The following is a 21818-nucleotide window of genomic DNA, read 5'->3' on the forward strand; positions in this document are numbered from 1 at the left end:
TACCTATGGCGCCGGTCATCTGCCGCGACCTACCCTGGACGCATGACCAGAACCCCGACCGCCCGTGATCTCACGCTCGCCCAGATCCTCGAGCGGCAGCAGCAGGCGTTCCTCGCCGACCCGCAGCCCGGAGCCGGGATACGGCGGGATCGGATCCAGCGGCTCAAGCACCTCGTCCTGGACAACGCGGCCGAACTCACCGAGGCGATCCGCGAGGACTACGGCTCGCGGCCCGAGACGTTCTCCACGATCACCGACATCGCCTCGTCGATCCCGGACCTGGATCATCAGCGCGGGTACCTCGCCAAGTGGATGAGGCCGACGCGGGTCTCCCGGGTCCTCGACGCGGTGGGGTTCACCCAGCAGGTCCGCCACGATCCCAAGGGGGTCGTCGGGATCATCGGCCCCTGGAACTTCCCCCTGTATCTGACGATCGTCCCGGCCGGGTCGGCGCTCGCCGCGGGCAACAGGGTGATGATCCGGCCGTCGTCGGTCACCGCTCATACCACCGAGGTGCTCTGCAGGCGGGCTCCCGAGTACTTCGCCGTCGACGAACTGGCCGTCGCCGGACCCGAGCACGGGCGCGGCTCCGACTTCTCCACGCTTGCGTTCGACCACCTGTTCTTCACCGGCTCCCCGGGCGTCGGCAAGTCCGTCGCCAGGGACGCCGCGGAGAACCTCACCCCGGTCACCCTCGAACTGGGCGGCAAGAACCCCGTCGTGGTGGACTCCAGCGCCGACCTCGACCGCGCCGCGCGAGGCATCGCGGCATCCCGCATGATCAACGGCGGCCAGGTGTGCATGTGCCCGGACTACGTCTTCGTTCCCCAGGAAGAGCTGGAGACGTTCTGCGACACCGTCCTGGACCAGTGGCGCCGCACCCTGCCGGCCATCGTGGGCAACCCCGAGTACACCGCCATCGTCAACACGTCCAACTACGAGCGCATCGTCGGCCTGATCGACGACGCCGTGGCCAAGGGTGCAGTCAGGCGCGACGCCGCCCCGGCGGGGGAGCAGTTGCCGGACGCGGGCGTCCGCAAGATCGCACCCACCCTGCTCACCGGTGTGACCCCCGAGATGGAGATCGACTCGGACGAGGTGTTCGGGCCCGTGCTGACGGTCTTCGGTTACCGGAGCCTCGACGAGGCGGTCCGCTACATCACCGAGCGGCCCAGTCCGCTGGTCCTGTACTGGTACGGCCAGAAGAACAGCCGCTTCGACACCGTGGCCGACCGCACCCGCTCGGGAAACATCTACGGCAACGACTTCGGCATCGGGATGGCGTCTCCGGGCATCCCCTTCGGCGGGGTCGGCAACTCCGGGATGGGCGGCTACCACGGGCACTACGGATTCCGGACGTTCACCCACGAGCGGGCGGTCGCGATGCACTCCTATGACGTCAACGTCTCGCAGTTCATGGCGCCCCCGTTCACGGCGGGCAAGAAGAGGCTGGCCTCGGGGTACCTCGGGGTGATGAAGGCCCGGACCCGGCTGGGTCGCTAGTCGGGTCCGGGCCCCTGGTCACTCTCCGCGGAACTCGGGCCTGCGCTTCTCGGCGAAGGCGCGCGGGCCCTCCTTGGCATCGGCCGAGGCGAAGACCCGACCGCCGACCTCGGCGTCGACGCGGAAGGCCTCCTCCTCGTGCATGCCCTCGGTGCGGCGGATGGTCTCGATCATCCCCTGCACCGCGAGGGGCCCGTTCGCGGCGATGAGCTCGGCGATCTCCAGGGCCTTGTCCAGGGCGGTGCCGTCCTCGACCACGTGGCCGATCAGCCCGAACCGCTCCGCCTCCTCGGCGGTCAGGTGGCGGCCCGTCATGAGGACCTCCATCGCGACGGTGTACGGGATCTGACGCACGAGCCGCACCGCGGAGCCGCCGAGGGGGTACAGGCCCCAGCGGGCCTCGGAGACGCCGAACTTCGCGGAGCGACCGGCGACCCGGATGTCGGTGCCCTGCAGGATCTCGGTCCCGCCGGCGATCGCCGGGCCCTCGACCGCGGCGATGAGCGGCTTGCTCAGCCGGCGCCCCTTGAGCAGCGCGGGCAGACGGGTCAGGTCCCAGCCCCCACCCGCGAATTTGTCGCCCGGAGCGTCCTTGTTCATTGCCTTGAGATCTGCGCCCGCGCAGAAGTACCCGCCCGCACCGGTGAGGATGCACGCACGGATGTCCGGGTCGGAGTCCACCAGGTCCCATGCCGCCTCCATGCCGCGCATCATCGGGCCGGACAGGGCGTTGCGGGCCTCGGGTCGGTTCATGGTGACGATCAGGACGTGGCCGCGCCGCTCGGTGAGCAGGTGCTGGTCCTCGGGCGTCTCGACGCGGGTCATCGGGCCTCCAAAAATTAGTTACACGGGTTCACGGCTTTCGCCCACGGCCGACGGTAACACGTTCTACTTTAGGTGTATGGCGTACACCATCGGAGATCTCGTCGAGCACAGTGTCGATCGCGTTCCGGACCGGGTCGTCCTGGTCCAGGAGGGGCGGTCCTTCACCTTCAGGGAACTGGAGGAACGGGCCAACAGGCTCGCCCACCACCTCCGGTCCGTCGGCGTCGGGCCCGACGACAAGGTAGCGGTCTACAGCCGCAACACCATCGAGGCGGTCGAGGCGATGGTCGCGATCTTCAAGATCCGCGCGGTCATGGTCAACGTCAACTACCGGTACGTCCCGGCCGAGCTCGAGTACCTGCTCGACAACTCCGACTCCGTCGTGGTGATCCACGAGCGCCGCTACTCTGACGTACTCGCCCAGGCGCTGCCCAACACCCCGGGGGTCCGGCACTGCCTTGTCATCGAGGACGGCACCGACACCCCTGACCCGCAGACACCCGACGGGGTCTCCGTCGCCCACTACGACGATGCGCTGGCGGCGCAGTCGCCCGAGCGCGACTTCGGTGAGCGCTCGAACGACGACATCTACATGCTCTACACCGGCGGCACCACGGGCTCCCCGAAGGGCGTGATGTGGCGGCAGGAGGACGTGTTCATGGTCCTCGGCGGCGGCATCGATTTCCTCACCGGTGAGAAGGTCGCCGACGAGTGGGAGCTGGCCAACAAGGCGGTCGACGGTGGCGTGCTGGTCCGCGCCGCACTGCCCCCGCTCATCCACGGCGGCGCCCAATGGGCGATCCTCATGGCACTGTTCGCAGGCCACACCAGCGTGCTCATCCCGGAGTTCGACGCCGAGACCGTCTGGCGGACCGTGACCGAGCACAAGATCAATCTCCTGTTCATCACGGGAGACGCCATGGCGCGTCCCCTGATCGAGGAATGGGACCCGGAGAAGTACGAGTCGTCGTCGTTGTTCTACATCGGGTCTTCCGCGGCCCTGTTCTCGCCCTCGGTCAAGGACCAGTTCATCGAGGCCTTCCCGAACGTCATGCTCTCGGATTCGATCGGGTCCTCCGAGACCGGCTTCTCCGGCATCGCGCTCGCGGAGAAGGGCAAGACCCACACCGGTGGACCCCGCGTGAAGATCGACGGTGAGACCACGGTCCTCGACCCCGACGGCAACGAGGTCCAGCCCGGGTCCGATGTCATCGGCAAGGTCGCGCGCACCGGGCATATCCCGGTGGGGTACTACAAGGACGAGGTCAAGACCGCGGCCACGTTCAAGACATTCGGCGGAAAGCGCTACTCGATCCCCGGCGACGACGCCCGGGTCGAGTCCGACGGCACCGTTACGATGCTCGGTCGCGGATCGGTCTCCATCAACACCGGAGGCGAGAAGGTCCACCCGGAGGAGGTCGAGGCCGCCCTCAAGACGCACCCCGACGTGTACGACGCCCTCGTGATCGGCGTTCCCGACGAGCGGATGGGTCACAAGGTCGCCGCCGTGCTCCACACTCGCGACGGCCAGTGCCCGCCGATCGACGAGCTGAACGACCACGCGCGGCGAGAGATCGCCCGCTACAAGTGCCCGCGAGCGCTGTGGGTCGAGAAGTCGGTCAAGCGCAATCCCGCGGGTAAACCCGACTACCGGTGGGCCGCGGAGATCGCCGCGTCCCGCCCCGCAGACGACAGCCAGGAGATCAGCAAGTGAGCATCCGTACCCCCCTCGCGGAGGAATTCGGGATCGAGTACCCGGTCTTCGCCTTCACCCCGTCCAAGGCGGTCGCCGCAGCGGTGACGCGCGCCGGCGGTATGGGCGTCCTCGGGTGCGTCCGCTACAACGACGCGGCCGAGCTCGACGAGGTCCTGACCTGGATGGACGAGAACACGGACGGGAAGCCGTACGGCGTGGACATCGTCATGCCCAACAAGGTGCCCACCGAGGGCAGCACCACCGACATCGCCGCGATGATCCCCGAGGAGCACAAGGCGTTCGTCTCCCGGGTCCTCGACGACCTCGGGGTGCCGCCCCTCGGTGACGACGCCGAGCACAACGCCGGTGTCCTGGGGTGGCTCCACTCGGTCGCCGAGGCGCACGTCGAGATGTCGCTCAAGCACCGCCCGGTGCTCATCGCCAACGCGCTCGGCTCCCCGCCCAAGCACATCGTGGACCTCGCGCACGCCAACGGGATCAAGGTCGCGGCGCTCGCCGGTGCGAAGAAGCACGCGCTCGCGCACGTGGACAACGGCGTCGACATCGTGATCGCCCAGGGCGGGGAGGCCGGCGGCCACACCGGCGAGGTCGCGACCCTCGTTCTGGTGCCGGAGATCGTCGCCGCGCTCGACGGGCGCGCGCCCGTGCTGGCCGCCGGCGGGATCGGGAGCGGCTCGCAGGTCGCGGCCGCGATCGGCATGGGTGCCGAGGGGGCGTGGATGGGCTCCCGGTGGCTCACCGCCGCGGAGTACGGCGATGACGGCGGCTCCAAGGCGATGCAGGAGGCGCTCGTCGCGGCCACCAGTGCCGACACCGTCCGCACCCGCATCTACTCGGGCAAGCCCGCGCGCCTGCTCAAGAGCAAGTGGACCGAGGCGTGGGCGGCCGAGGGTGCGCCGAGTCCGTTGCCGATGCCGCTGCAGAACATCCTCGTCGCGGAGGCGCACCAGCGGATCTCGGAGGCGCAGGATCCGGAGGTCGTGGCCATGCCGGCGGGCCAGATCATCGGGTCCCTGGAGGGTGTCGTCCCGGTCGCCGAGACGATGGACCAGATCGCGAGAGAGTACGAGGCGGCGGTGGAGCGCCTGCGCGGCACCCTCGGCTGATCACGCTGACCACCCTGGGCTGACCACCCCGGGCCCACGTCACCGCGCGTCCGCATTTCTTTCACTGCCGCCCCCGTCGATGAACCCTCGCCCGCACCGATGCGCACGCGAGAGTTCATCGCCGGGGGCGGCTGTGTTCTGGGCGTACAGGCGCGGCCGCGGATGCCCGCCCACGCGCCGTGGGGCGGCTCAGGACTGCGTGATGAACAGGAACATCGCCGCCCAGTGACAGGCGAACGCGATGACCGTGCAGGTGTGGAAGACCTCGTGGAAGCCGTAGACCCCGGGAACGGGATTCGGCCGCTTGAGCCCGTAGACCACGGCCCCGCCCGTGTAGGCCACGCCGCCGGCGACCACGAGTGCGACCCCCACGAGGTTGGCCTCGACGAGGTCGCCGGCGAACCACACCGCCGTCCAGCCCAGGACGATGTACAGCACCACGTACAACCACCGGGGCGCCGACAACCAGAACAGGCGGAACGCGATACCGATCAGCGCGCCCGTCCACACGATCACCAGCAGGATCGTGCTGGCCGGGGGGTCGAGCGCGGCGACCGTCATGGGGGTGTAGGTGCCCGCGATGAGCAGGAAGATGTTCGAGTGGTCCAGCCGGCGCAACAGCGCGGTGGCCTCCGGGCCCCAGGTACGGCGGTGGTAGAGGGCCGAGATCCCGAAGAGCAGCGACGACGTGGCCAGGAACACCGCGCACGCCCATTTCAGCGCGGTCCCGTCCGCCAAGACGGTGAGGACCACGCCGAGGACCACGGCCACCGGCAGCGTCCCGGCGTGGATCCACCCGCGCAGCAGCGGTTTCTCGGGTAGCGCGGGGACGCCGAAGTCGTCGTCGTCCCCCTCGGGCCTCGGGTGTGCAGCGGAGTTCACACGCAGAACCTACCGCCACCTCACACGGGCGTGAACGTCCTGTGACCGTCCACACGCGCCCACACACGGTCGCCGGCGGGGTCGGGGCCCAGCGCGGTGAGGTCGCGGGCGCGGAACTTGAAGCTCGCCGTGCGCGGCAGCCCCGCGGTCACCCGCAACAGCGACGGCCACTGCTTGGGACCCAGGTCGGACTGCTCGGCGAGGAACTCCCCCATGCCGGCCGCCACCTCGGACGGTTCCGCCCCGTCCCGCAGGACGACCGCCGCGGCGACGGCGTCGCCGATCGTGCCCGGTCCGCGCACCTCGCCCGCCGGCACGGCGTACACGCCCACCTCGACCAGATCGGGATGGCGTCGCAGGACGCGTTCGACCGGCGCGGCGGCCAGGTTCTCCCCGTCGACCCGCATCCAGCCACCGGATCGGCCCGCGAAATACACCCACCCGTCGTCGTCGACATAGGCCAGATCCCCGGAATGGAACCGCCCCCCGCGCATGCGTTCGGCGTCGGCGTCCGGGTCGCCCCAGTAGCCGGCGAACAGGCCGGGTCCGTCGGCGACCAGCTCGCCGACGGCCTCGTCGGCGTTGAGCAGTACCCCGGCGTCGTCGAACCGGGCTCGCGGGCACGATGCACCGGTCTCCGGGTCGACGATCGACACGCCGGCGGGCAACGGGCCCAGCGCGGCGTCGGGGGTGTCCGGCGTGCGGGACACCGAGACCCCGCCCTCGCTCGAGCCGAACCCGTCGACCACGGTCACGCCGAAGCGCCGGGCGAACTCGTGGCGCACCTCCGCCGGCGCCTCGTTGCCGTAGACCACGCGCATCGGGTTGTCCGCGTCGTCTGGTCTCTCCGGTGTGGCGAGGATGTAGGACAGCGGCGCCCCGACGTAGTTGGCGAAGGTACAGCCGTGGCGGCGGACGTCGTCGAGCCACTGGGAGGCGGAGAACCGGCGACGCAGCGCGATCGAGCAGCCCGTGAACAGGGCGATCGGCCAGGCCACCATCACCGCGTTGGAGTGGAACAGCGGCATGGCGCTGTACACGCAGTCGTCCGGACCGATCCCGAACCTGTCGGCCAACATGCGACCGGGGACGGAGATCTTGGACTGGGTGATCCGCACCGCCTTGGGATCGCCGCTGGTACCCGACGTGAAGACCAGGGCGACCAGGTCGTCGGGCCCCGCGGGAGCCCCGGAGAGGTCCGGGTGCGCGGCGTCGGCGTGCCGCGCGAGCAGGTCCGCCCACTGCGGGGAGTCCACCGAGATCACCGGGATGTCGATCGACAGACCGTCGAGCAGAACGGCGTGGTCGGTGTCGGTGAGGATCAGCGCGCAGTCGGCGAGCGCGGCGTCCCGGGCCAGGGCCGCGCCACGGCGGGTGGGGTTGAGCCCGGCCACGACGATCTCCGAGCACGCGGCCGCACCGAGCAGGTGGAGGTACTCGGGTGTGCCGGCCAGGAGCAGCCCGACGTGGGGTGGAGACGCCGAGGCCGGCGACGCCGACGACGAGGATGACGACGACAAGCCGAGCACCTCCCGCAGCGCCGCGATCCGCACCGCCACCTCACCGACCGCCTGCGACCAGGGCGTCAACTCGCCGTCGGAGAAGATGCCGCGGTCCCGCACGTCGCGCAGTGCGACCACCGCCTCGGCCACCGAGGCGTACGGCCCGGCGGCGACGTCCGCGATGGTCCGGACGGGGGCGTTCACGCGGAGTACTCCCAGGGGTCCCCGTTCTCGGCCAGTACCGCACCGAGGTCGATCAGCTGCCGGGTGGCCCCGCCCAGGCGGAACTCCCCGGCCTTGGCCGCGAGGAAGTAGCGGTGGGCGGGCTCGGAGCGGTCCAGCCCCACGCCGCCGTGGACGTGGACCGCGGTGTGGGCGAGGCGGTGCCCGGCGTCGCAGGCCCAGAAGTGGGCTGAGGCCACCGCGGCGTGGGCGGGGGCGCCGGGCTCCCCATTACAGGCGTCGAGCTCGAAGGCCGCGCGCAGGGTGCTCAGCCGGACGGCGTCGACGTCGATCGAGCCGTCGGCCAGTCTCGCGGCGACGGCCTGGAAGGACCCGATGGGCCGACCGAACTGGTGGCGGGTGCTCGCGTACGCGGCGGTGCGCTCCAGCGCGGCCTCGATCACGCCCCACTGGTAGGCCGCCAGGTGGACGCGGCGGCGCAGGGCGTCGACCTCCGCGGCCCCCTCGGCGAGACGCTCGGCGCGGACCGTCGCGCAGGTGACGAGTCCCGCGCACGAGAAGTCCACCGGGATGGTGCGCTCGACATCGAACTCGGCCGGCATGATCAGACCCTCCGGCGTGGGCCGCAGGTAGGCGTGGGCGATGGGGGCCCAGTCGACCTCGGGGGAGTCGGGGTCGGCGACCGCCGCGATGACGCGTCCTGTGGCGATGCCCTCGGCGAGGTCCGGATCGCACCCTCCCACCAGGTCGAGCAGGTGAGCCGCGCGGATCGCGGGGGAGAGCGGAACCGGCGCCAGGACCCGGCCGAGCTCGCGCAGGACCAGGGCTTCGCCCACCACGCCCAGGTCGGCGCCGCCGAGCGACTCCGGGGCGAGGGCGGCGGGCACGCCCGCGCGGACCAGCTCGTCCCAGTACCGGGCGTGGAACCGGGCGGTGGAGTGGTCTCGTCCGCCGTCGGCCTCGGTCCCGGGGCCGAAGCGGGCGTCGAGCTCGCGCAGGGAGTCGTCGGTGACCAGTTGCTCGCCCATGGTGCGGACGAGCGTGGAGAGCTCACGGGTGGTGTCGTCGATGTGGAAATCCATGTCAGCTGTCCTTCCGGGCAGAGGACGGAGTGGGGGCGATCCGCGGCGCCGGTGGCAACCCGAGTCCGGCGGCGGCGATGATGTCGCGCTGGACCTCGTTGGTGCCTCCGCCGAAGGTGAGGATGAGGGCCGAACGATGCAGCTTCTCGATGCGCCCGTGGAGGACGGCGGTGGGGGAGTGGGAGCGTTGGAACCCGGCGGAGCCCAGCACCTCCATGAGGAGCCGGTACGCCTCGCACGCGGTCTCGGTGCCGTACACCTTGGTCGCCGACGCGGCGATGCGGGTGGGCGTGGTGGAGTCGGCGGAGACGATCTCCCAGTTGCGCAGCGCCAGGTACTCGGCCATCGCGTGGACGCGGGCCAGGTGGGTGCGCACCCACTCGTTGTCGATCACGTCCCCGCCGCCGGGCAGGCCGACGTCGGCCGCACGCGTGGTGCGCGCCCACTCCAGGACCTGCCGGAGCGAGGCCTGGAGTGGACCGGCGGCCGTGAGGGCGACCCGCTCGTGGTTGAGCTGGTTGGTCATGAGCGGCCACCCGCCGTGTTCGGGCCCGACCAGGTTGGAGGCGGGCACCACCACGTCCTGGTAGTAGGTGGCGCTGGTGTCCGGGCCCGCCATCGTGTGGACGGGAGTCCACGAGAACCCCTCGGCGTCGGTGGGCACCATGATCATCGAGATGCCCTTGTGTCGCTTGGCGTCCGGATCGGTGCGTGCGGCCAGCCAGATCCAGTCCGCGTAGGCCACGAGGGACGTCCACATCTTCTGCCCGTTGATGCGGTACACCTCCCGGCCCGCGTGCTCCCCGGTCCCGGCCTCGCGCACGGCCCGGGTCTTCAGGGAGGCGAGGTCCGTGCCCGATTCCGGCTCGGAGTAGCCGATGCCGAAGTGCAGCTCGCCGCGGCTGATCCGGGGCAGGAAGTAGCTCTTCTGCTCCTCGGACCCGAAGGCCATGATCGTCGGCGCGACCGAGTTGATGGTGAGGAAGGGCACCGGGACCCCGGCGATCGCGGCCTCGTCGGTGAAGATCAACTGCTCCACCATCGGGCGGTTCCGACCGCCGAACTCCTCCGGCCATCCGATCGTCAGCCAGCCGTCGCGGCCCATCTCGGCGACGATCTCACGGTAGGCGTTGCCGTGGCCGTATTCGCCGGTCGTGGAGGTGAAGGCCTCTCGGCGCTCGGGGGTCATCAGGGCGGAGAAGTACTCGCGCAACTCCCCGCGCAGCCGTTGCTGGTCTGTGGTGTAGGTGATGTCCATATGCCCTAAGCTCATCTCGAGTGGAACACGTTCTAGTGTCGTGTCTCACATAGTATCGAATCATGCTCGCGGCCACAGTGGTCGCGGGCCCGGCCAAGGAGGACGGGTATGAGGATTGACGTGGATCCCGACCGCTGCGAGGGGCAGGCCGTGTGTGTCGGGCTCGCCCCGAAGGTCTTCGAGTTGAACGACGACGACGAGGTGGTGCGGGTGATCGTCGACGAGGTCCCCGAGGAACTGCAGAAGCGCGCGCTCAAGGCTGTCGAGAAGTGCCCGATGGCGGCGCTCAAGGTCGCGGAGTGACGCCCGGGCAGGGCCGGAAGGACCTCGGGGCGGATCTCTCGCTCGACGGCCGGGTGGCGGTCGTCACCGGGTCCGGCTCCGGGCTGGGCGCCGCGGAAGCCGTGGAGTTGGCGCGCTCGGGTGCGGCCGCGGTCGTCATCAACGACATCCGGTCCGGCGAGGCCACGGACGCCGTGATCGGCGACATCGAGGCGGCGGGCGCCAAGGCCGCCCTGGTGGTCGGGGACGTCTCCGAACGGGAGACCGCCGACGCGATGGTGGCCGAGGCCGTGCGACTCGGCGGCCTGCACGTGGTGGTCAACAACGCCGGCATCACCCGGGACAAGATGCTGTTCAACATGGAGGACGACGACTTCGACGCGGTGATCAGGGTGCACCTGCGCGGGCATTTCCTGCTCACCCGCAACGCCGCGGCCCACTGGCGGGGCGAGAGCAAGAAGTCCGACTCCCCGGTGTACGGGCGGCTGATCAACACCTCGTCCGAGGCGGGACTCTTCGGCCCGCCCGGGCAGGCGAACTACGGCGCGGCCAAGGCCGCCATCACCGCGCTCACCCTCTCGGCCTCACGTGTGCTCTCCCGGATCGGCTGTACGGCCAACGCCATCGCTCCCCGGGGACGCACGGGGATGACCGAGGGCGTCTTCGAGGACTGGGACGAGTCGAAGGGGCCCGACCCGCTGTCGCCGGACCGGGTGGCGGACCTGGTGTCGTACCTCGCGTCGCCCGCCGCGGCCGGTGTCAGCGGTCAGCTGTTCGTGGTATACGGCGGCATGGTGGCGTTGGTGGACGCCCCGGTGGTGGAGAAGCGGTTCGACGCCGAGGGCGGTGTGTGGGACCGCCGGGAGTTCGCCGACGCGGTCTCCGGCCACTGGTCAGGGCGGCCCGAGGGCAAGTCCTTCTCCGCCTCGGAGATCATGACCCTCTGACCTGAACCGATGCGGTCCCCGCGGCGTTTGCTGAGAGACGCGCGGGGACCGCTTTCGTTGTGTCGGGGCGTGTTAGATTCCCGGCACACGCGCAGGGGCACCGTTCGGGGGTGATTGGTAGGCCTTGCTAATGAGAACGTGTTCTAGCTACTATGTAATCTAGGTCACGCCGAACCGGTCACTTGTTCAGTTCGGTGCGACCGGGGGATGAGAGAAGACAGGAGGGGGGCGATATGGCGAGAGTTCTCGATGCGCCGCTCAAGGGAGTCGGCGATTTCGTCGCCATGAGCCTCGACACGTTCGTGTCCTTCCCGTCGATCGTGCGGCAGGGCCGGGAGTTCGTCGAACAGTCCTGGTTCATCGCCCGGGTCTCCATGATGGCCACCATCCTGGTGGCGATCCCGTTCACCGTCCTGGTGAGCTTCACGCTCAACATCCTGCTCCGCGAGATCGGTGCGGCCGATCTTTCGGGGGCGGGGGCCGCGCTCGGCGCCGTCACCCAGGTCGGTCCCATGGTCACGGTCCTCATCGTGGCGGGGGCCGGGGCCACCGCCATCTGCGCGGACCTCGGGGCCCGCACCATCCGCGAGGAGATCGACGCGATGGAGGTCCTCGGGATCGACCCGGTCAAGCGCCTGGTCGTCCCCCGGGTCGCCGCGTCCACCTTCGTGGCGCTGCTGCTCAATGGCCTGGTGTGCACGATCGGCATCCTCGGTGGTTTCCTCTTCTCGGTTCTCCTGCAGGGCGTCAACCCGGGCGCCTTTGTAGACGGGATCACCCTGCTCACGGGCCTGGGTGAGCTCATCCTGGCGCAGATCAAGGCCGGGATGTTCGGGATGCTCGCCGGCCTGGTGGCCTGCTACAAGGGCCTCTACGTCCGGGGCGGGCCGAAAGAGGTGGGCAGCGCTGTGAACGAGACCGTCGTCTTCGCCTTCATGGCCCTGTTCGTCGTCAACACCGTGCTCACGGCGGTCGGCGTCAAGGTCCTGGGGGCGTGAGGTGACCGTCATTGAGACCACCCGGTTCCCGCGCCTCGCGCGGGCCCGGCACCACACCGTCGGCAGGGCCGACGACTTCGGCGGCATCGCCCTGTTCTTCTGGCGAGCACTGCTGGCCACGCCGCGGGCGCTCACCCAGTACCCGAAGGAGACGCTGCGTCTGATCGCCGAGATCGCCATGGGAACGGGTGCGCTGGCGATGATCGGCGGCACAGTGGTGATCGTCGGCTTCCTCACCCTCGCCACCGGCGGCGTGATCGCGGTCCAGGGCTTCTCCTCGCTCACCGACGTCGGGGTCGAAGCGCTCACCGGCTTCTTCGCGGCGTTCATCAACGTCCGTATCGCCGCCCCCGTGATCGCTGGCATCGGGTTGGCCGCCACCATCGGTGCCGGCGCGACGGCCCAGCTCGGGGCGATGCGGGTGTCCGAGGAGATCGACGCGCTGGAGGTCATGGCGATCGACTCGATCACCTACCTGGTCTCCACCCGGATCGTCGCCGGGATGATCGCCGTGGTGCCGTTGTACTCGCTCGCCGTCATCGCCTCGTTCGTGGCGAGCCGGTTCGCGACCGTCCAGATCTATGGTCAGTCCGGTGGCGTGTACGACCATTACTTCTCGACGTTCCTCATCCCCACGGACATCCTGTGGTCCTTCGTCCAGGCCATAGCGATGGCCATCACGATCATGCTCATCCACACCTACTACGGCTACAACGCCGCCGGCGGTCCCGCCGGCGTCGGCTCGGCCGTGGGCAACGCCGTCCGCACCTCGCTCATCGCGGTGGTGACCGTGACCCTTCTCGTCTCCCTCGCGATCTACGGCGGAGACGGCAACTTCAACCTGTCGGGATAGGAGGCGGACGTGGCGAGAACTGTGAGTCAGAGCGATACGGTGCCCAAGCGCATCGCGGCGACGGTGCTGGCGCTCTTCATCGTCGTGGTGATCGCGCTCTCCCTCCTGATGTTCGCGAGGGTCTTCGACAGTCGGGTGCCGTTGACCGTCCGCAGTGATCGCGCCGGTCTGGTCATGGAGGCCGACGCCAAGGTGCGCGCCCGCGGTGTGGAGATCGGCAACGTCAAGGACATCCGCCAGGAGTTCGGCGGGGCGACGATCGAGATCGAGGTCGATCCCGCGGCGCTGGAGGCCATCCCCGCCAACTCCCCGGTGACGATCGGATCCAACACGGTGTTCGGTGCGAAGTCCGTCGACTTCGAGTCCCCGATGCGGCCGGACCCGACGCCGCTGGCCGCGGGCACTGTCGTCGAGGCGTCCAATGTCACCGCCGAGGTCAACACACTGTTCCAGGACCTCACCGACCTGCTCATCGCGATCGAGCCGGAGAAGCTCAACGCCACCCTCGGCGCGGTCTCTGGGGCGGTCGACGGGCGCGGTGAACAGGTGGGGCGCACGATCACCGACTTGGGCGACTACCTGCAGGAGATCAACCCGCAGATCGACACCCTCCAGAGGGACCTGGCCAAGGGGTCGCGGGTGGCCAACCTCTACGCCGACGTCACCCCCGACATCATGCGCCTGCTCGACTCCGGCACCGATGTCGGCGCCAACGTCGTCAGCAACCAGGCGCGGTTCGAACAATTGCTGGTCTCTGCGATCGGCACGGGCGAGACCGGCAAGCGCCTGCTGTCCGAGAACGGCAACGAGTTGGTCAAGATGCTCTCGGACCTGCGTGCCTCGACCAGCCTGCTCGCGGAGTACCACCCCATGCTCACCTGTCTGATCGTGGGCCTGAACCAGGGCGTCGAGGGCGCCACGTCAGCCTTCGGCGGCGAGGACCAGCCCGGCCTGGTATTCAAGTCGGGGTGGCAGCAGGGGGCGCGAGCGTACGAGTACCCCAAGGACCTGCCGAAGGTCAACGCCAGCACCGGACCCAACTGCTACGGCCTCCCGTTCCCCGACCCGAACGTCCACGCCCCGTTCGTCGTGACCGACACGGGCTCCAACCCCGTGGAGGGCATGCCCGACGTGTTCACCTCTCGCCCCGCCCCGCTATTCGGCCCGTTGCGGCCCACCGAGCCCGGTCGTCCCGCGCCCCCGACGCTGCTGCAGGTCATGCTCGGCATGGACGGGGAGACCCCGTGACCGCCGGGCGCTCGGCAGCGCGAAACGCCCGTCTTACCCTGATCAAGCTGGCGATCTTCACCACGGTGATGGTGCTGGTCCTGGCCGGTCTGGTCATGGTCTTCAGCGAGTACCGCTCCGGCGCGTCCGAGAAGTTTAATGCCGTGTTCACCGACGTCTCGGGGCTGGAGTCCGGGGACAAGGTGCGCATCGCGGGAGTGGAGGTGGGCCGCGTCGACCGGATCGCACTGGCGGACGGGAACACAGCCGCGGTCCGGTTCTCCGTGGCCGGGAACCAGGTCGTGCACGCCAGCACCGAGGCGATGGTGCGGTACGAGAACCTGACCGGGGACCGCTATCTGGAACTCAACCGGGGGGAGGGGGATCAGTCTCCGCTCGAGGCGGGCGGGACGCTGCCGATCTCGCAGACCTCCCCGGCCCTGGATCTCGATGCCTTGCTCGGCGGGTTCCGTCCGCTGTTCCGCGCGTTGGACCCCGGCCAGGTCAACCAACTGTCGGAGTCGATCGTCAAGGTGTTCCAGGGTGAGGCCGGCACCGTGCAGGACCTGCTCGCCTCGACATCGTCCCTCACACAGACACTTGCAGACAGGGACCAACTCATCGGGGACGTGATCACCAACCTCAACGGCGTTCTCACCACCGTGTCGGACAACCAGTCCAACGTCGATTCGATCGTCGACGACCTCCAGCAGCTCGTCTCCGGTCTGTCCGCGAACGCCGAGCCGATAGGCGAGTCCGTCGAACGCCTCAACGACGCCAGCGCCAACATGACCACACTCCTGTCCGACGTCCGCCCGGCCCTGCGCGAGGACGTCGCCCAGATCGACCGGGTGGCGACGCTCATCAACGAGGACGAGCCGTTCGTCGAGAACGTGATCAACCGGCTCCCGTCCGACTTCGAGAAGATGGGGCGCTTGGGCGTGTACGGCAGCTTCTTCCAGTTCTATCTCTGCGGTGTGATCGTGCAGGTCACCAACCCCGTGACCGGTAGGGGCGTGTACCTGCCCCAGTACGAGCAGACGACGGGACGGTGTGCGTTCCCCGATGAGTGACACAATAGACGGGACCCCGCCGAAGGCGCCCCGAGGACAGCTCCGCTTCCGCGACCGCGACCCCAAGACGATCGGTGTCTGGGGAGCCGTGGGGGCCGTGGCGTTGATGGCGATCTCGCTCAACTACGACCGGATCCCGTATGTCAACGGGATGCGCGGCGCGACCGCGTACGTGGCCGACGCCGCCGGGCTCAACACCGGTGACGAGGTGCAGGTGGCCGGGATGAGGGTCGGCTCGGTGCGGAAGATCGAGCTCGACGGGGACAGGGTCAGGGTCCGCTTCGACATCGACACCGGCGTCGCGCTCGGCACGGACACCTCCGCCCAGGTCAAGACGGACTCGATCCTGGGCCGGCGCGCGCTCGGTGTCTTCTCCGACGGTCGGGGTGAACTCCCCGACAACACCATCCCGCTCGAGCGGACCTCGGTCCCGTACTCGCTCACCGCCGCGCTCGGAGACCTCAGCGACACGGTCGAGGCGATGGACACGGACAAGGTCGACGAGGCGCTGACCGTGCTCGCCGAGACAATGGAGGGGTCCTCGCCCGAGATCCGCGGCGCGTTGGACGGGATTACCAGGCTCTCGCGCTCTCTCAACGAGCGCGACGAGGGCGTCCGGCAGCTCCTCGACAAGGCCGCGGGGACCACCGACATCCTCGGGCGGCGAAGTGACCAGATCAACCAGCTCATGGTGGACGGCAACGTGCTGTTCACCCAGCTCGACCTCCGGCGAAGGGCCCTCAGCGAGTTGATCGTCAACATCGACGAACTCGCCCGGCAGCTCTCGGGGGTGGTCCAGGACAACGAGGCACAGCTCGGACCCGCCCTTGACAAGTTGGAGCAGGTGTCGGATCTGTTGATCCGCAACAAAGAGGACATCGATCTGGGGCTGCGCCGGATCGTCCCGTTCTCCACGGCGCTGAGCGAGGCCGTGGCGTCCGGACCGTGGTTCAACGCCTACGTGTCCAACCTGTCGATCGGTCATTACCAGCAGACCATCCTGCGCGACCTCATGCCTCTCATCGACGACCGCGTCCAGCCCGAGCCGGGACTGGTCCGCGAGCCGACGATGCCGGCCGTACCGGGTCTGACCCTGATGGACGAGCACCCCGGCTGGGGCGAGAAGAGGTTGCCCCGATGAGTCGACTGCTGGCGTCCACACTGTCCAAGGTCGTGGCCCTCGTCGTCGTCGTCCTCCTCGTGATTGCCGCGGTGTGGTTCTTCTCCACCCGGACCAAGACGATCGTCGCCTTCTTCGAATCCACCCGGGGCGTCTACGAGGACGACACCGTCCGGGTGCTCGGGGTGCGTGTCGGACGGATCTCCGAGATCACCTCCGAGGACGGCAGGTCCAAGGTCACGATGAAGGTCGACCGGGACGTCCCGGTCCCCGCCGACGCCACCGCGTTGCTCGTGGCACAGTCCCTCGTGGCCGAGCGGTTCATCCAGATCACCCCCGCCTTCACGGGCGGCGAGGAGATGCCGGACGGCGGCACGATCCCCGTCGAGCGCACCGCGATCCCGGTGGAATGGGACGGGGTCAAGGAGCAGCTCATGAAGCTGTCCACCGCCCTCAGTCCCGTCGGTCACGAGGAGACGGGCCCGCTCGGCGAGTTCGTCGACTCGGCCGACGCGATGCTCGACGGCAACGGTGTGGAGGTCCGCGACGCCCTCAACGAGGTCTCGCAGACCATGGCGCTGCTCTCGGACGGGCGGGAGAACCTCTTCACCACCCTCAAGAACCTGCAACTGTTCGTCACAGCGCTCTCACAGAGCGAGGAACAGATCGTGTCCTTCGGGGGGAAGCTGGCCAGCGTGTCGCAGGTGCTCGGAGACCAGACGGGCGACATCGATGCGGCGCTGAGCGATCTCGACCTGGCGGTGACCGACATCAACCGGTTCCTCGACAACAACGGGGAACGCGTGACCACTGCTGTCGACAAGCTCGGCCAGGCGACCGAGGTGGTGCGCGACCGGCGGGCCGAGCTGGAGGGAGTGCTCCACGTGGGCCCCACCGCCATGGCCAACTTCTACAACATCTACCGGCCGTACCAGGGCGTCCTCACCGGGGTGTTGACCATGAACCAGATGGCCAACCCGACCAACTTCATCTGCGGTGCGATCGCGGGCCTGGCCAACAACACCGCCGAATCCGACGCACAGCTGTGCGCCCAGTACATGGGCCCGCTGTTCAACTCGCTCGCCTCCAGCTACCCATACGGCGCGGTCACCCCGCCGATCACCCCCACCGCGGAGCCCCAACAGATCTGGGACTCGCAGAAGCCAGGGACGCAGACCCCACCGGGTGTGCAGCCGGTCTCCGACCGGCCTGACCCGCTGATCAACGTGGTCAACAAGGGCGACAACCTCACCGACACCCTGCTCGTGACGGGAGATGCGTAGATGTTTCGCAACCGACCCAGTGGCCGAATTCTGACGGCAGGTGCACTCGGCGCCGTCGTGCTGCTCTCCGGTGCCGGATGCACCTGGGAGGGTCTCAACTCCCTGCCGCTACCCGGAGCGCAGGGCAGGGGGGAGGGTGCGTACGAGATCACCCTCGAGATGCCCAACGTCACCACCATCACCCGCAACTCCCCGGTCCGGGTGAACGACGTCAACGTCGGGTCGATCACGGACATGCAGGTGGAGGACTACACGGCGATCGTCACGGTCTCGCTCAACGAGGATGTCCGGCTCCCGGCCAACGCACATGCGAAGATCGGGCAGACCAGCCTCCTGGGGTCGCAACATCTCGAGATCTTCCCGCCCCCGGACGGCGAACCCGAGGGCTCGCTCTCCGACGGGGACGTCATCCCGTTGGCCCGCGCCGGAGTGTACCCGACCACGGAGCAGACGCTGTCGGCCTTGTCGGTCGTCCTGACCGACGGCGGGCTGGCGCAGTTCGAGACCATCGCCAGCGAGCTCAACACCGCGTTGGACGGCCGGCAGGTCGACGCCAAGGAGGTCATCACCCAGCTGGAGACCACCGTGAGCGGCCTCGACGAGCAGCGGGCCGACATCATCGCCGCCATGGACGGGCTGGACCGGCTGTCCCGCCAGATCAACGACCAGACCGACACCCTGGCCAGAGCGCTGGCGCAGATGCCCGAGGCCGTCGCGCTGATCAACGACCAGAAGCAGGAGCTGACCACAGCAATGGTCTCGCTCGGGGATTTCGGCAACAAGGCCAACCAGGTGATCGACGCCGGTGGTGGACAGAACCTGGTGGACAACCTCCGCGACATCACGCCGGTCCTCGACTCGCTGGCCAACGCCGGGCGCGACCTGACCCGGGCGCTGAGCGTGCTCATCACGTTCCCGTTCCCGCAGGCGGGCATCGACAACTTCCTCCGCGGCGACTACGCCAACCTGTACATCCACGCCGACACGACGATGCCGCGTCTGTCGGAGACCTTCCTCCTGGGCACCGAGTTCGGCAACCGTATGGCCGGCCTCGAGGGCTATGTGGGCCTCGCGCCCAATCCGCTGGCCGGCGCGAACCCGTTCTCCCTCGACATCCCGCGGCCGGAGCACTCGGGCGAGGAGCCGTTCGCCGAACTGCCACCTGAGCCGGGATCCGGCGCCCCGACTGAGGAGGCCCCCCGATGACCCGGTTCGTGCGAATCCAGCTGACCATCTTCGCCGTGGTGACGGTTCTCGCCCTGTCGGTAATGTCGGTCTCCTACCTCAAGCTGCCGACTGCGTTCGGCTGGCAGCGCACCGATGTCGCACTGCAGATGCCGGACACCGGTGGGGTCTACAAGAACGCCAACGTCTCCTACCTGGGCAATGTGATCGGGAGAGTCGACGCGGTCACCCTCAAGCCCGGTCACGTCGTGGCCGAACTGCACTTCGACACGCGGGCGGAGGTCCCCGAGAACGTCCGCGCGCAGATCCGGAGTGTCTCCGCGGTCGGGGAGCAGTTCGTCGAGCTAGTGCCCGAGGGCGAGCCCGTCGGCGAGATGGCCGACGGCACCGTGCTCGGCGAGGACCGGGTCGACATGCCCCAGGGGATCGGCCCCGTCCTGGACCAGGCCACGGTGCTCATGGCGTCGATCGACGACGGCAAGATGCGCCGCGTCATCTCTGAGTCGTTCGACGCGTTCAACGGTTCCGAGCGGGAGCTCCAGCAGTTCCTGGACTCCGCGCAGCTCCTCCTTGAGGAGGCCCAGCGCAACACCGGGGCCACCCGCCAGCTGATCGCCGACGCCGAGCCGGTCCTGGACTCGCAGCTGCGCTCAGCGGACTCGATCCGTGCCTGGACCCGGAACCTCGCAGACCTGACCGATCAGCTCCGGGTCAACGAGCCCCAGCTGACCTCGATCATCCAGCGCGGCCCGGACTCCCTGGCCCGGGCGACCAGGGTCCTCAACGATCTGCAGCCGACCATGCCGGTGCTGGTCGCCAACCTGGTGAGCGTCGGCGAGGTTGGCGTGGTCTACAACCGCTCCATCGAGCAGTTGCTCGTGATCTACCCGGCCCTGGTGTCCTCGCTCATCACCGCGATCAACGGCGCCAAGGACACCGGTGAGATCAAGGTGGATTTCAACCTCCAGATCAACGAGACCCCGCCGTGCACCACCGGCTTCTTGCCGGCGGACCAGCGGCGGTCGCCCGCCGACCTGTCCGTGCCCCCGCTGATGAACGGCATCTACTGCAAGGTCCCCAAGGACTCCCAGACGACCGTCCGTGGAGCCCGCAACCTGCCGTGCATGGAGTACCCCGGTCGGCGAGCAGCCTCTCCGGCGGAGTGTGCGGCCGATGACTACGTCCCCGAGGGCATCAACCCGCCGGACACCAGCGAGGTCGGCCCGCCCGGTGACAGCCCGAACGCGTACAACGTTGTCCCCTCGTCCAACAGCGGCGAGCGGGAGATCCGCACCTCCGCCGCCATGTACGACCCGGCGACGGGCGAGTACCTCGGTGCGAACGGCAAGACGTATCGTCAGCTTAACCTGGGGACCGCGAGCAAGCTGTCCGCGGACGCCGACCTGGCCGACATCCTGACGAATGGAGTGACCTAGTGCCGCAGTCGGACGAGACCCCCACTGATGGTGAGCGGACCGGGCTGGTCGTCGCCTCCGTGATCACTGCCCTGTGCCTGGTGGCGGCCCTCGTTGCCTCGGGGCTGTGGCTCACCGAGCGTGGCCAGGCGGCCTCGATCCGGGCGGACCGGGCGTCCGCGAGCGAGCTCGATGGGTCATACCGCGACTTCGCCACCGACGTGATGACCCGGCTCATGACCATCCGTCAGGAGACCCTGACCGAGGACGTGGACCGGATCGTGGACATGATCGAGGGCGACTTCTCCGAGCAGTTCACCCCCCGTCGCGACTCCTACGAGGAGGTCGTCAAGACCACCGCGGTGGTGGCCGACGGGGTGGTGTCCGCCGCAGCGGTCGAGCACTCCTACCCCGAGCGCGCAGAGGTGATCATGGCGATCGACCAGACCATCGGCAATCCCCGGTCCCAGGAGGACCAGGACCGGCAGTACCGCGTCCGGGTGACGGTCAACCGTCACGACGACGGCGAGATGAGGGTCTCGGGGGTGAACTTCATCCCGTGAGCAGCAACGACGTGCCAGACGCCCGCTCCGCCCGCCGTGCGCAGCGTGAGGCCGAGCGTGCGGCCCGGGCCCAGCGCAAGGCCGACGCGGCCCGGGAGCGCGCCCTGGCGGCCGCCCGTGCCGGTGGCCTGTTCGAGGGGATGGAGGCCATGCCCCGCACCGCCGCCGCGGACACGACCACCGGCGGGGAGGCGGAACCGGCTGATTCCGGGGAGGCGGAGCCGGCCGGGACCGAGCGGGCGCGCGCGACGCCGGGGCCCACCCGGGAGCCGCTCGATTCGTCGCGTCGACGCAGGCTCACCGTGGTCCTGGCCGCGGCGTCCGCCGTCCTCGTCGTCGTCACCGGTCTGACCTCCTGGCAGTACGTCGAGGCCAGGGGAGATGCGGCGACCGAGCAGCGGGTCGCGGACGCGCCCGCCTCCGCGACGGACGCGGCGCGCGAGATCGTGACCCAGATGTTCACCTACGATCACCGGACGGTCGATTCGGAACTCGCTGCGGTCCGGGATCGGCTCGCCGATCCAGCACTGTCGGAGTTCGTGGAGCAATCCATGCCCACCGTCGCCTCCGCTGCCAAACAGCAGGAGGCCAGCGTCTACGCGACGGTGGCTGCCGCCGCGCCGCAGGAGGTCGTGGACGCCGATAACGTCACGGTTCTGCTCATGCTCAACCGGATGGTGTCGACGAAGGACGCGCCCGAGGCGGCGAGCTCGGCTTCCCGGCTCACCGTGTCGATGGTGCGGGTCGACGACACGTGGAGGCTCGGGGAGCTGGAAGCACTCTAAAGACGGCCGGGCCGGGGGCCCGGAACCGT

Annotated in this window: 20 protein-coding genes; 15 read left to right on the top strand and 5 right to left on the bottom strand. The window is 69.1% G+C overall.

The annotated features are described in order from the left end of the window. Positions 1-42: 42 nt before the first annotated feature. Complete coding sequence (locus A6048_RS03430) at positions 43-1503, top strand: aldehyde dehydrogenase family protein (protein WP_107748781.1); 1461 nt, start codon at positions 43-45, stop codon at positions 1501-1503. 18 nt (positions 1504-1521) lie between these two features. Here the strand turns inward: A6048_RS03430 and A6048_RS03435 are convergent, their stop codons facing one another. After that, complete coding sequence (locus tag A6048_RS03435) at positions 1522-2328, bottom strand: crotonase/enoyl-CoA hydratase family protein (protein ID WP_107748782.1); 807 nt, start codon at positions 2326-2328, stop codon at positions 1522-1524. A gap of 76 nt (positions 2329-2404) precedes the next feature. Between A6048_RS03435 and A6048_RS03440 the strand changes: the two genes are divergently transcribed. Together A6048_RS03440 and A6048_RS03445 are read left to right on the top strand one after the other, a co-directional pair. After that, positions 2405-4042: an acyl-CoA synthetase gene (locus tag A6048_RS03440; RefSeq protein WP_107748783.1), complete on the top strand. Its 1638-nt coding sequence runs from the start codon at positions 2405-2407 to the stop codon at positions 4040-4042. 2 nt (positions 4043-4044) lie between these two features. Then, on the top strand, positions 4045-5151 hold the full coding sequence (locus A6048_RS03445; protein ID WP_200837326.1) for an NAD(P)H-dependent flavin oxidoreductase: 1107 nt from the start codon (positions 4045-4047) through the stop codon (positions 5149-5151). Between the two features lie 189 nt (positions 5152-5340). Here the strand turns inward: A6048_RS03445 and trhA are convergent, their stop codons facing one another. The 4 genes from trhA to A6048_RS03465 are packed head-to-tail and all read right to left on the bottom strand — an operon-like array spanning position 5341 to position 10058. Next, the gene (gene trhA / locus A6048_RS03450; protein ID WP_235027391.1) at positions 5341-6033 is read right to left on the bottom strand and encodes a PAQR family membrane homeostasis protein TrhA; all 693 of its coding nucleotides are present in this window, start codon (positions 6031-6033) and stop codon (positions 5341-5343) included. 20 nt (positions 6034-6053) lie between these two features. Continuing rightward, positions 6054-7739, bottom strand: a complete 1686-nt coding sequence (locus A6048_RS03455; protein WP_107748785.1) for an AMP-binding protein — start codon at positions 7737-7739, stop codon at positions 6054-6056. Beyond that, complete coding sequence (locus A6048_RS03460; RefSeq protein WP_107748786.1) at positions 7736-8800, bottom strand: acyl-CoA dehydrogenase family protein; 1065 nt, start codon at positions 8798-8800, stop codon at positions 7736-7738. The genes A6048_RS03455 and A6048_RS03460 overlap by 4 nt, the downstream gene beginning before the upstream one ends. A gap of 1 nt (position 8801) precedes the next feature. Continuing rightward, positions 8802-10058 carry an acyl-CoA dehydrogenase family protein gene (locus A6048_RS03465; protein WP_107748787.1) on the bottom strand — a complete coding sequence of 419 codons (1257 nt, stop codon included), beginning with the start codon at positions 10056-10058 and terminating at the stop codon, positions 8802-8804. 108 nt (positions 10059-10166) lie between these two features. Between A6048_RS03465 and A6048_RS03470 the strand changes: the two genes are divergently transcribed. The 12 genes from A6048_RS03470 (at position 10167) to A6048_RS03525 (ending at position 21789) form a co-directional block, all read left to right on the top strand. Next, complete coding sequence (locus A6048_RS03470; RefSeq protein ID WP_107748788.1) at positions 10167-10361, top strand: ferredoxin; 195 nt, start codon at positions 10167-10169, stop codon at positions 10359-10361. Continuing rightward, positions 10358-11287, top strand: coding sequence for a 3-oxoacyl-ACP reductase (locus tag A6048_RS03475; protein ID WP_107748789.1), 930 nt, complete (start codon positions 10358-10360; stop codon positions 11285-11287). Before A6048_RS03470 ends, A6048_RS03475 begins: the two co-directional genes overlap by 4 nt. A 233-nt stretch (positions 11288-11520) precedes the next feature. Continuing rightward, positions 11521-12285 (top strand): MlaE family ABC transporter permease, encoded by a 765-nt coding sequence (locus tag A6048_RS03480; protein WP_067711895.1) that lies wholly within the window; start codon positions 11521-11523, stop codon positions 12283-12285. Between the two features lie 10 nt (positions 12286-12295). Next, a complete protein-coding gene (locus A6048_RS03485) occupies positions 12296-13138 on the top strand; it encodes an MlaE family ABC transporter permease (protein WP_370446349.1) in 843 nt (280 codons plus the stop codon). Positions 13139-13159: 21 nt separating this feature from the next. Continuing rightward, complete coding sequence (locus tag A6048_RS03490) at positions 13160-14386, top strand: MCE family protein (RefSeq protein ID WP_231750479.1); 1227 nt, start codon at positions 13160-13162, stop codon at positions 14384-14386. Then, a complete protein-coding gene (locus tag A6048_RS03495; RefSeq protein ID WP_107748792.1) occupies positions 14383-15438 on the top strand; it encodes an MCE family protein in 1056 nt (351 codons plus the stop codon). The genes A6048_RS03490 and A6048_RS03495 overlap by 4 nt, the downstream gene beginning before the upstream one ends. Next, positions 15431-16579 carry an MCE family protein gene (locus tag A6048_RS03500; RefSeq protein WP_107748852.1) on the top strand — a complete coding sequence of 383 codons (1149 nt, stop codon included), beginning with the start codon at positions 15431-15433 and terminating at the stop codon, positions 16577-16579. The genes A6048_RS03495 and A6048_RS03500 overlap by 8 nt, the downstream gene beginning before the upstream one ends. Then, entirely contained in the window at positions 16576-17841 is a 1266-nt protein-coding gene (locus A6048_RS03505) for an MCE family protein (RefSeq protein ID WP_107748793.1), read from the top strand. The genes A6048_RS03500 and A6048_RS03505 overlap by 4 nt, the downstream gene beginning before the upstream one ends. Beyond that, a complete protein-coding gene (locus A6048_RS03510; RefSeq protein WP_107748794.1) occupies positions 17842-19047 on the top strand; it encodes an MCE family protein in 1206 nt (401 codons plus the stop codon). Then, positions 19044-20462, top strand: a complete 1419-nt coding sequence (locus A6048_RS03515; RefSeq protein ID WP_107748795.1) for an MCE family protein — start codon at positions 19044-19046, stop codon at positions 20460-20462. The genes A6048_RS03510 and A6048_RS03515 overlap by 4 nt, the downstream gene beginning before the upstream one ends. Beyond that, positions 20462-21004, top strand: a complete 543-nt coding sequence (locus tag A6048_RS03520) for a hypothetical protein (protein ID WP_107748796.1) — start codon at positions 20462-20464, stop codon at positions 21002-21004. Before A6048_RS03515 ends, A6048_RS03520 begins: the two co-directional genes overlap by 1 nt. Next, positions 21001-21789: a hypothetical protein gene (locus A6048_RS03525; RefSeq protein WP_107748797.1), complete on the top strand. Its 789-nt coding sequence runs from the start codon at positions 21001-21003 to the stop codon at positions 21787-21789. The genes A6048_RS03520 and A6048_RS03525 overlap by 4 nt, the downstream gene beginning before the upstream one ends. Positions 21790-21818: the final 29 nt, after the last annotated feature.

It is taken from the genome of Dietzia psychralcaliphila (genome assembly GCF_003096095.1).
Taxonomy (GTDB): Bacteria; Actinomycetota; Actinomycetes; order Mycobacteriales; family Mycobacteriaceae; genus Dietzia; species Dietzia psychralcaliphila.

Excerpts from the sequence above, each read along its gene's own strand:
- A6048_RS03470 (WP_107748788.1), top strand. The coding sequence starts at position 10,167 with ATGAGGATTGACGTGGATCCCGACCGCTGCGAGGGGCAGGCCGTGTGT.
- A6048_RS03505 (WP_107748793.1), top strand. The coding sequence starts at position 16,576 with ATGAGTCGACTGCTGGCGTCCACACTGTCCAAGGTCGTGGCCCTCGTC.
- A6048_RS03480 (WP_067711895.1), top strand. The coding sequence starts at position 11,521 with ATGGCGAGAGTTCTCGATGCGCCGCTCAAGGGAGTCGGCGATTTCGTC.
- A6048_RS03515 (WP_107748795.1), top strand. The coding sequence starts at position 19,044 with ATGACCCGGTTCGTGCGAATCCAGCTGACCATCTTCGCCGTGGTGACG.
- A6048_RS03430 (WP_107748781.1), top strand. The coding sequence starts at position 43 with ATGACCAGAACCCCGACCGCCCGTGATCTCACGCTCGCCCAGATCCTC.
- A6048_RS03510 (WP_107748794.1), top strand. The coding sequence starts at position 17,842 with ATGTTTCGCAACCGACCCAGTGGCCGAATTCTGACGGCAGGTGCACTC.
- A6048_RS03500 (WP_107748852.1), top strand. The coding sequence starts at position 15,431 with ATGAGTGACACAATAGACGGGACCCCGCCGAAGGCGCCCCGAGGACAG.
- A6048_RS03460 (WP_107748786.1), bottom strand. The coding sequence starts at position 8,800 with ATGGATTTCCACATCGACGACACCACCCGTGAGCTCTCCACGCTCGTC.
- A6048_RS03435 (WP_107748782.1), bottom strand. The coding sequence starts at position 2,328 with ATGACCCGCGTCGAGACGCCCGAGGACCAGCACCTGCTCACCGAGCGG.
- A6048_RS03440 (WP_107748783.1), top strand. The coding sequence starts at position 2,405 with ATGGCGTACACCATCGGAGATCTCGTCGAGCACAGTGTCGATCGCGTT.
- A6048_RS03465 (WP_107748787.1), bottom strand. The coding sequence starts at position 10,058 with ATGGACATCACCTACACCACAGACCAGCAACGGCTGCGCGGGGAGTTG.